This is a genomic window from Streptomyces sp. CB01881 (assembly GCF_002953255.1).
Classification (GTDB): domain Bacteria; phylum Actinomycetota; class Actinomycetes; order Streptomycetales; family Streptomycetaceae; genus Kitasatospora.
This window is the reverse complement of sequence record NZ_CP026498.1, coordinates 9,515,809-9,525,708: the sequence shown is the minus strand read 5'-3', so window position 1 is coordinate 9,525,708 and position 9,900 is coordinate 9,515,809. Positions and strand designations below refer to the sequence as shown.

The following is a 9,900-nucleotide window of genomic DNA, read 5'->3' as shown; positions in this document are numbered from 1 at the left end:
CCGAACTGCTGGGCCGGGTGCGGGAGACGGCGCTCGCCGCCTACGCGCACCAGGACGTGCCGTTCGAGCACCTGGTGGAGGTGCTCAACCCGTCGCGCTCGCTGGCCTACCACCCGCTGTTCCAGACGATCCTGGCCCTGCAGAACGCCCCGATGGGCGAGCTCGGCCTGCCCGGCCTCCGGGCGTCCACCTTCGCCGTGCCGACCGGTACGGCCAAGTTCGACCTCGGCTTCAACCTGAGCGAGCGGTTCGGCCCCGACGGCGGCCCGGCCGGGATCGTCGGCGCGGTCGAGTACGCGACCGACCTGTTCGACCGTTCGACGGTCGCCGCGCTGGCCCGGCGCTGGACGCTCCTGTTGGAGGCGGTCGCAGCCGACCCGGACCGGCCGATCGGAGGCATCGACCTGCTCGACGCCGACGAGCGGCACCGCCTGCTGGAACGGGGCAATGCGACCGCCCGCGAGGTGAGGGCCGTCCCGGTGCCGGAGGCGTTCGCCGCGCAGGTCGCGGCGACGCCGGACGCGACCGCCCTGGTCTGCGGCACGGTCGAGTTGACGTACCGTCAGCTCAATGCCCGGGCGAACCGGTTCGCGCATGCGCTGATCGCCCGGGGGGTGGGCCCGGAGCAGCTGGTGGCGGTGGCCCTGCCGCGGTCGGTGGAAGCGGTGGTGGCCGTCCTGGGCGTGCTGAAGGCCGGGGCCGCGTACCTCCCCGTCGACCCGGCATACCCGCAGGCGCGGATCGCGTTCATGCTGGCGGACGCCCGTCCGGCGCTGATGGTCGACGACCCGGCGACGGTGGTCGAGGGGGACTGGCCGGAGACCGACCCCGTCGTCGCGATCGACGTCCGGCACCCGGCCTACGTGATCTACACCTCGGGCTCGACCGGCCGGCCCAAGGGCGTCGTGGTCGGCCACGGCGGCGTGGCGAGCCTGGTCGCCGGGCAGATCGAGCGGTTCGCGATCGACGCAGACAGCCGGGTGCTCCAGTTCGCCTCTCCCAGCTTCGACGCCTCGGTGTCGGAGATCTACACCGCCCTGCTGCGCGGAGCCGCCCTGGTGCTGCCCCCCGCCGCGGACCCGGTCGCCGCGCTGGCCGACCCGGACCTCGACGTCACCCATGTGACCGTGCCCCCGTCCGTCCTCGCGGCCCTGCCGGAGGGCTCGGTGACCGCGTCGACCCTGGTGGTGGCGGGGGAGGCGTGCCCGCCGGAGCTGGTGGCGCGCTGGGCGCCGGGCCGGCGGATGGTCAACGCGTACGGCCCGACGGAGACCACGGTCTGTGCCACGATGAGCGACCCGCTCGTCCCCGCGCCGGGTGTGCCGCCGATCGGCCGTCCGATCGCCAACGCGCGGGTGTACGTGCTGGACGAGCGGTTGCGGCCGGTGCCCCCGGGTGTGCCGGGGGAGTTGTACGTCGCGGGCGCCGGGCTGGCGCGCGGCTACCTGAACCGGCCGGGCCTGACGGCCGGGCGGTTCGTGGCCTGCCCGTTCGGCCCGGCGGGTGCCAGGATGTACCGCACCGGGGACGTGGTGCGGACCAGGGCGGACGGCCAGTTGGAGTTCGTCGGCCGGGCCGACGAGCAGGTGAAGGTGCGCGGCTTCCGGGTCGAGCCCGGCGAGGTCGAGGCGGCCCTGGCCGAGCGCCGTCGCGCAGGCCGCCGTCCTCGCCCAGGACGACCGGCTCATCGGCTACGTCGTCCCGCGCCGGGACACCACCCGGGACAGCGGCCTGGAAGCCGACCACGTGGGCGAGTGGCAGGACATCTACGACGCCCTGCCCATCGCTCCCGAGGAAGCCGCCTTCGGCCAGAACTTCGTCGGCTGGAACAGCAGTTACGACGCGAGCCCGATCCCGGAGGAGCAGATGCGGCAGTGGCGGGACGCCACCGTGGCCCGCATCCTGGCCCTGCGCCCCCGCCGGGTGCTGGAGGTCGGCGTCGGCACCGGACTGCTCCTCTCGCAGATCGCACCGCACTGCGAGACCTACTGGGCGACCGACTTCTCCGCCACCGCGATCGACGCCCTGGCCACCCAGGTCGCCCGGCGGGGCGACCTGGCCGACCGCGTCGTGCTGCACACCCGCCCGGCGCACGACACCGACGGCCTGCCCACCGGGGAGTTCGACACCATCGTGATCAACTCGGTGGTGCAGTACTTCCCGTCCGCCGACTACCTCGCGGACGTGATCGCGAAGCTGATGCGGCTGCTCGCCCCCGGCGGCGCGCTCTTCGTCGGCGACGTCCGCAACCTGCGGCTGCTGCGCCCGCTGGCCACGGCCGTCCAGCTGCACCGGGCCGCCGACGGCACCGACCTGCCCGCGGTCGCCCGCGCCGTCGAGCAGGCACTGCAGGTGGAGAAGGAGCTCCTGGTCGACCCGGACTTCTTCACCGTCCTGCGCGACCGCGACCGTGACGGCCATCGGGACGGCGACTGCGACCGCGACCGTGACGGCGACCGTGGCACAGGCACCGGCATCGGCGCCGTGGCCGTGGAGGTCAAGCGCGGCCGGCACCACAACGAGCTGACCCGCTACCGCTACGACGTCACCCTGCACAAGCGGCCGGCCGTACCGGTCGAGCCGCGGGAGCTGGCCTGGGGCCGGGACGTCGCCGGCCTCGCGGACCTGCGCGACCTGCTCGGGCGGCCCGGCACCGGCCCGGTGCGCCTCACCGGCGTCCCGAACCGCCGCGTCGCACACGAGGCCGCCCTGGCCCGGGCGGTGCGGAACGGGGACGGCACGCTCGCCGGGCTGCTGGAGCGACTGCACGGCCCGGCCGACGGCGGCCTGCCCGACCCGGAGGACTTCCACGCCCTCGGTGAGGAGCTCGGCCGCCGGGTGGACCTCACCTGGTCGGCCGGCACGCCCGACACCCTCGACGTGCTCCTCACCGACGAACCGGCGGACGCCCCCGTCGAGGCCTACCGGCCGTCGCGGCCCTCCGGCACCGCGCTGTCCTCGCTCACCAACCGCCCGACCGGCAGCCGCACCAGCGGCGCCCTCGTCGGCGAACTCCGCGACCGGCTGCGCGAGCGCCTGCCCGACTACCTCGTGCCCTCCGCCTTCGTGGTCCTGGACGCACTGCCGCTGACCGCCAGCGGCAAGCTCGACCGCAGTGCCCTGCCCGCCCCCGACCTGGGGACGGCCGCCGGCGGGCGGGCGCCGCGCACCCCGCAGGAGCAGCTGCTCGCCGAACTCTTCGCCGACCTGCTCGGGCTGCCCCGGGTGGGCGTCGAGGACAGCTTCTTCGACCTCGGCGGGCACTCGCTGCTGGCGACCCGCCTGGCCTCCCGGATCCGGGCGGTCCTCGGCGCCGAGCTGGAGGTCCGCACGCTGTTCGAGCACCCGACCGTGGCCGCCCTGGCAGCCCGCCTCGACGGCTCCGTCACCGAACGGCCCGCGCTGACCGCCCGCCCGCGCCCCGGACAGATCCCGCTCTCCCACGCCCAGCGCCGCCTCTGGTTCCTGCACCGCATGGACGGGCCGAGCGCCACCTACAACATGCCGCTCGCGCTCCGGCTGGACGGCCCGCTCGACCGGCCGGCGCTGCGGGCCGCCCTGGCGGACGTGACCGCCCGGCACGAGAGCCTGCGGACCGTCCTGCGCGAGGCGGACGGGCTGCCGTACCAGCTCGTGCTGGGCGCGGCGGAGGCGTGCCCGGAGCTCCCGGTCATCGAGCTCGACGAGACCGGTCTGCCCGGGCGGCTCGCGCGGGGCGCCCAGCGCGGCTTCGACCTGGCCGCCGAACCGCCGATCCGGGCGGAGCTGTACGCACTCGCCCCCGAGCGGCACGTGCTGCTCGTCGTGGTCCACCACATCGCCGCCGACGGCTGGTCGATGGGCCCGCTCTCCCGGGACCTCGCCGCGGCCTACGCGGCGCGCTGCCGGGGCGAGGAGCCGCAGTGGGCCCCGCTGCCGGTCCAGTACGCCGACTACACCCTGTGGCAGCGCGACCTGCTCGGCGAGGCCGCCGACCGGGACAGCCTGTTCGCCCGGCAACTCGACTACTGGAAGGCGGAGTTGGCCGGACTGCCGGACCAGGTCCGGCTGCCCGCCGACCGGCCCCGGCCGGCCGAGGCCTCCCAGCGGGGCGGCCGGGTCGAAGTCCGGCTCGACGCCGACCTGCACCGGGAGCTGCGGGACCTGGCCACCGCACAGGGCGCCAGCATGTTCATGGTGCTCCAGGCGGGCCTCGCCGCCCTGCTGACCCGGCTCGGCGCCGGCACCGACATCCCGATCGGCAGCCCGATCGCCGGGCGGACCGACCAGGCGCTGGACGACCTCGTCGGGTTCTTCGTCAACACCCTGGTGCTGCGCACCGACACCGGCGGCGACCCCGGCTTCGCCGAACTGGTCGGCCGGGTCCGGCAGAAGGCCCTGGCCGCGTACGCCCACCAGGACGTGCCGTTCGAGTACCTGGTCGAGGCCGTCAACCCCACCCGGTCCCTGGCTCACCACCCGCTGTTCCAGGTCATGCTCGCCCTGCAGAACGCGCCGGTCGGCGAGTTCACCCTGCCCGGCCTGGCGACCTCCTACCTGGAGGCCCCGACCGACACCGCGCGGGTCGACCTGACCGTCAGCCTGGCCGAGCGGTACGGCCCGGACGGCAGCCCGGCGGGCGTGCTCGGCGTGGTCGAGTACGCCACCGACCTGTTCGACCCGGGCACCGTGGAGCGGCTCGTCGCCCGCTGGACGCGGCTGCTGCGCGCGGCCGCCGCCGAGCCGGAGCGGCCGATCGGCCGGCTCGATCTGCTGTCCGGGGACGAGCGCCACGACCTGCTCGTCGGGTTCAACCGAACCGCGGCCGGTCTGCCCGGGGCCGGTCTGCCGGAGCTCTTCGCCCGCCGGGTGGCGCAAACGCCGGACGCGGTCGCGGTCGTCGCCGGCGCGGGCGAACTGACCTACCGGGAGCTCGACCGGCGGGCCAACCGCCTGGCCCGGGCCCTGACCGGCCAGGGCGTGCGGCCGGAGACCCCGGTGGCGGTCCTGCTGGAACGCTCCGCGGAGCTGGTCGTCGCGATCCTGGCGATCGTCAAGGCGGGCGGGGCGTACGTCCCCCTCGACCCGCGGTTCCCGTCCTCCCGGACCGACCTGATCGTCCGGGAGACCGGCGCCGCGCTGGTCCTCACCGAGGACGTGCTGACCGCGCTGAGCCGGGCCGAGCCCGACGACTCGGACCTCGGGATCACCTGCGACCCACGGCAGTTGGCGTACGTGATGTACACCTCCGGCTCGACCGGCCGGCCGAAGGGCGTCGGGGTCACCCACCGCGACGTGGCGGCGCTCGCGCTCGCCCCGTGCTGGCGCGAGGGGGGCCACGACCGGGTGCTGCTGCACTCGCCGACGGCCTTCGACGCCTCGACCTACGAGCTCTGGGTGCCGCTGCTCGGCGGCGGCCGGGTCGTCGTCGCGCCGCCCGGCCGGCTCGACCTCGACCTGCTCGCGGCGGCGGTCGACGGGCACGGGGTGACCGGGCTGTGGCTGACGGCCGGATTGTTCCGGCTGGTGGCCGAGGAGCGGCCGGAGCTGCTCGCCGGGGTCCGCGAGGTGTGGACCGGCGGTGACGTGGTGCCGCCGTCGGCCGTCGCCCGGGTCCTGGCGGCCTGCCCGGACATCGCCGTGGTCAACGGCTACGGCCCGACCGAGACCACGACCTTCGGCGCCCACCACCGGGTCCGCGCACTCCCCGCGCACGCCCCGACCGTGCCGATCGGCCGGCCCATGGCGAACATGCGGGCGTACGTCCTCGACGCCGGACTGCAACCGGTGCCGTCGGGGGTGGCCGGCGAGCTGTACCTCGCCGGGGCGGGCGTGGCCCGCGGCTACCTGGGCCGACCCGGCCTGACGGCGGAGCGGTTCGTCGCCTGCCCGTTCGAGGCGGGCGAGCGCATGTACCGGACGGGCGACCTGGTCCGCCGGCTCGCCGACGGCGCCCTGGAGTTCGTCGGCCGGGCCGACGACCAGGTCAAGCTGCGCGGCTTCCGGATCGAACCCGGCGAGGTCGAGGCCGTCCTCGCCGCCTGCCCCGGCGTCGCCCAGGCGGCCGTCGTCGCCCGCGAGGACCAGCCCGGCGACCAGCGCCTGGTCGCCTACCTGGTGCCCGCCGCCGGGGACGCGCCCGCACCGGACGAGCTCGCCCGCCGGCTCGGCCGCGAACTGCCCGAGTACATGGTGCCGTCGGCCTTCGTCACCCTGGAGCGGCTGCCGTTGACCGCCAACGGCAAACTGGACCGGGCCGCCCTGCCCGCGCCCGCGTACGACACGACGGGCACCGGCCGCGGCCCCCGCACCCCGCAGGAACAGCTGCTGTGCGAGCTGTTCGCCGAGATCCTCGGCCGGGAGCAGGTCCGCCTCGACGACGACTTCTTCGACCTGGGCGGGCACTCGCTGCTGGCCGCCCGGCTGGTCTCCCGCGTCCGCGAGACGCTGGGCGTCCAGGTGGGCCTGCGCACCCTGTTCGAGGCGCCGACGGTGGCCGGCCTGACGGAACGCCTGGCCATCAGCGACCCCGAGGAGGCCTTCGACGGGCTGCTGCCGCTGCGCCCGACGGGCAGCCTTCCGCCGCTGTTCTGCGTCCACCCCGGAGGCGGCATCAGCTGGTCGTACTCCGGGCTGCTGAACCACATCGGCCCGGACCGCCCGGTCTACGCCCTCCAGGCCCGCGGCCTCGCGCGCCCGGAGGCCCTGCCCGGGTCGTACGAGGAGATGGCGGCCGACTACGCCGACCAGATCCGCAAGGTCCAGCCCGAGGGCCCCTACCACCTGCTCGGCTGGTCCGCCGGCGGGCTGATCGCCCACGCGATCGCCTGCGAGTTCCAGGCCAGGGGGGAGCGGACCGGCCTGCTGGCGGTCCTCGACGCCTACCCGGTGCAGGACATCTCCTTCGACGAGGTGCCGGTGCCCGCCGAGCGCGACATCCTCGTCGGCATCATGGACGTCGACCCGGAGGAACTGGGCGACGGGCCGCTGACCTACGCCGAGGTCGCCGAGATCCTCGGCCGGCGCGGCAGTGCCCTGGCCTGCCTGGACGAGCGGCGGATCGGCGCCGTCGTCGAGATCATGATCAACAACGCCAAGCTGGCGATCGCCCACGCCCCCGGCCGCTTCGACGGTGACCTGCTGCTGTTCAACTCCACGATCGACCGGACCGAGGACTCGGCCGGCCCCGGGATCTGGCAGCGCTACATCGCCGGGCGGATCGAGTCGCACGACATCACCACCCGCCACGACCGGATGACCCAACCCGGGTCGCTCGCCCAGATCGGCCCGGTCCTGGCCGCCCGCCTCGCCGGGACCGCCGGCGACACCACCCTTTCCCACCAGGAGGACTGACCCATGACCAACCCCTTCGACGACCAGGACGGCACCTTCCTCGTGCTCGTCAACGACGAGAACCAGCACTCGCTCTGGCCGCAGTTCGCGGACGTCCCCGAGGGCTGGGGCACCGTCCACGGCCCCGACACCCACGCCGCCTGCCTGGACTACGTCGAGCAGTCCTGGACCGACATGCGGCCCCAGAGCCTCGTCGACGCCATGGGCGCCGCGGACGCCCAGCGGTAGCGCGGCCCGCAGTGAACCCGACCGACACCACGGACGAGGCCCGCCCCGCGGCGGGCCCCGCCGGGCCGTGCGACGACCTCGCCGCGGCGCTGCTCACGCCCGAGGCCCGCCGGGACCCGTACCCGTTCTACGCCCGCATGCGGCGCGAGAGCCCGGTCCACCGCAGCGCCCAGGGCATCTGGTACCTCACCCGGTACGCCGACGTCGAGGCGGCCCTGGGCGACCTGCGGCTGTCCAACGACCGCGACCGGATGACCAGCGCCTTCGGCGCGCAGGGCGGCAACCTCAGGGCCCTCAGCCGGCTCACCGACCGGCTCGGCCGGGTGATGACCAACACCGACCCGCCGGACCACGCCCGCCTGCGCAAGCTGGCCAACCGGGCGTTCACCGCCCGGCGCGTCGAAGCCCTGCGCGACGGCATCCAGCGGATCGTCGACCGGCTCATCGACGAGGCGGTCGCGGCCGGGCCGGCCATGGACCTGATCGAGGCGGTCGCCTCCCCGCTGCCGCTCTCCGTCGTCTGCGAGCTCTTCGGCATCCCGCCCGAGGACCGTCCCCGGGTCAAGGCCTGGTTCCGCCGCTTCGGCCGGCTGACCGAGGACATCGGCAAGACCGAGGCGGCGATCGACCAGTACGAGGAGTACCTCGCCCGGCTCGTCCGCCGCCGCCGGGCCGACCCGGGCGACGACCTGATCAGCGCCCTGGTCGCCACCCAGGCACAGGACGACCGCCTCACCGACGCGGAGCTGCTCTCGACCTGCTTCGTCCTCATCACCGCGGGCGACGAGACCACCACCCACCTGGTCGGCAACGGCATGCTCGCCCTGCTGCGCCACCCCGGCCAGCTGGCCCGGCTGCGCGCGGACCCGGCGCTGATCCGCACCGCCGTCGAGGAACTGGCCCGCTACGACACGCCGACCCAGGCCATCGTCCGGGTCGTCGCCGAGGACGCCGGGATCGGTGGGCGGACGCTGCGCGAGGGCGAACTGGTCTACCTCTTCCTCGCCGCGACCAACCGCGACCCCGAGCGCTTCGAGGACCCCGACCGGCTCGACCTGACCCGCCCCGGCAACCGGCACCTGAGCTTCGGCCACGGCCCGCACTTCTGCCTCGGCGGCCCGCTGGCCAGGCTCCAGGCCGAGGTGGCCCTCGGCACGCTGGTCCGCCGGCTCCCAAACCTGCGGCTGGCCGACGGGGCGGCGCTCGACTGGCGGCCCAACCCGCTGCAGCGGCGGCTCTGCGCCCTCCCGCTCACCTACTGACGACTGAACGACGACGAAGGAGAACTGACGATGGCCCGAGAGTTCGAGGTGCGCCGGGAGCAGGACCTGCCCGCCACCCCCGAGCAGGTCTGGCACGCGGTCGCCACCGGCGCCGGAAACCTCGGCTGGCTGTACACCATGGAGATCGAGCCGCACGTCGGCGGCAAGGTCTCCCGCGGTGACGGCACGGTGAAGGTGTGGGAGCCGCCGCAGCACTTCGCCATCCGGGTGGCCATGGACAACGGGTTCTCCAACACGCTCACCTACCTGATCGACCCGGTGGACGGCGCGACGAGCCACCTGCGGATGGGGATCCACTGGGTCCACGAGGGCGTCTGGGACGAGACCTGGGACGTCAAGGCGCACGCGGCCGAGAAGCACGTCGACTTCTACCAGCACGGCCTCGCCGAGTACCTGCGGCACTTCGCCGGCCGCCCCGCCGTCTACGTCAAGGCCCAGCGCCCCGAAACCACCGCCGACCCCGCCGACTTCGCCGCCCTGCGCCGACGCCTCGGCGTCCCGGACGACGCGGCCGTCGGCGACCGGTTCACGCTCCACGTCCCCGGTCCGGACGGCGGCCCGGAGGAGGTCGCCGTCGACTGGCTCAACGCCGACTTCGTCGGCCTGCGCGGCCCGGACGCGCTCTACCGGTTCTTCAACGGCAGCACCTGGAACTGGCCGGTCTGGCTGGGCCACCACCTGTTCGCCGAGGACGCCGACGAGCAGCAGGCCACCAAGGCGTGGACCGCCTGGCTCAACGACACCCAAGCCTAGGACCGCCGATGGAAACCTCTGTGGAAACACTGCTCTACGCCGCCGAACTCGTCGAGGAGAACGGCACCTACACCCTCGTCGTGCAGGACGTGCGGCGGGACACCGTCCAGTCCACCCCGGTCCCCAAGGCCATGGTCGACAAGCTCCCGACCTTCCTCTCGGCGCTCACCGCCAAGCTCGGCTCCGCACCGTCGCGCAGCCGCTGGTAGACCCACGCGAGGCCGTGACCCCGTGACCCCGCGAGGCCGGTGCCGTCCGGAGGTTCCCGGACGGCACCGGCCTCGTGCCGCACCCGACCGTACTT

At 74.8% G+C, this 9,900-nt stretch carries 5 protein-coding genes and 1 pseudogene; all 6 read left to right on the top strand.

What is annotated here, in order from left to right:
* Positions 1 to 17 precede the first annotated feature (17 nt).
* Positions 18 to 1,586, top strand: a pseudogene (locus tag C2142_RS40605) (amino acid adenylation domain-containing protein); the annotation flags it as partial.
* A gap of 160 nt (positions 1,587 to 1,746) precedes the next feature.
* Complete coding sequence (locus C2142_RS41735; RefSeq protein WP_277347282.1) at positions 1,747 to 7,332, top strand: non-ribosomal peptide synthetase; 5,586 nt, start codon at positions 1,747 to 1,749, stop codon at positions 7,330 to 7,332.
* A 3-nt stretch (positions 7,333 to 7,335) separates the two neighbouring features.
* Positions 7,336 to 7,560, top strand: a complete 225-nt coding sequence (locus C2142_RS31185) for an MbtH family protein (RefSeq protein ID WP_148646171.1) — start codon at positions 7,336 to 7,338, stop codon at positions 7,558 to 7,560.
* An 11-nt stretch (positions 7,561 to 7,571) separates the two neighbouring features.
* The gene (locus C2142_RS31180) at positions 7,572 to 8,822 is read left to right on the top strand and encodes a cytochrome P450 (RefSeq protein WP_148646170.1); all 1,251 of its coding nucleotides are present in this window, start codon (positions 7,572 to 7,574) and stop codon (positions 8,820 to 8,822) included.
* A gap of 30 nt (positions 8,823 to 8,852) precedes the next feature.
* The gene (locus C2142_RS31175) at positions 8,853 to 9,596 is read left to right on the top strand and encodes an SRPBCC domain-containing protein (RefSeq protein ID WP_148646169.1); all 744 of its coding nucleotides are present in this window, start codon (positions 8,853 to 8,855) and stop codon (positions 9,594 to 9,596) included.
* Positions 9,597 to 9,604: 8 nt separating this feature from the next.
* Complete coding sequence (locus tag C2142_RS31170) at positions 9,605 to 9,805, top strand: hypothetical protein (protein ID WP_148646168.1); 201 nt, start codon at positions 9,605 to 9,607, stop codon at positions 9,803 to 9,805.
* Positions 9,806 to 9,900: the final 95 nt, after the last annotated feature.

Bases quoted from the DNA above. Each gene is read 5' to 3' on its own strand.
- C2142_RS31185 (WP_148646171.1), top strand. From the start codon at position 7,336: ATGACCAACCCCTTCGACGACCAGGACGGCACCTTCCTCGTGCTCGTC.
- C2142_RS31175 (WP_148646169.1), top strand. From the start codon at position 8,853: ATGGCCCGAGAGTTCGAGGTGCGCCGGGAGCAGGACCTGCCCGCCACC.
- C2142_RS31170 (WP_148646168.1), top strand. From the start codon at position 9,605: ATGGAAACCTCTGTGGAAACACTGCTCTACGCCGCCGAACTCGTCGAG.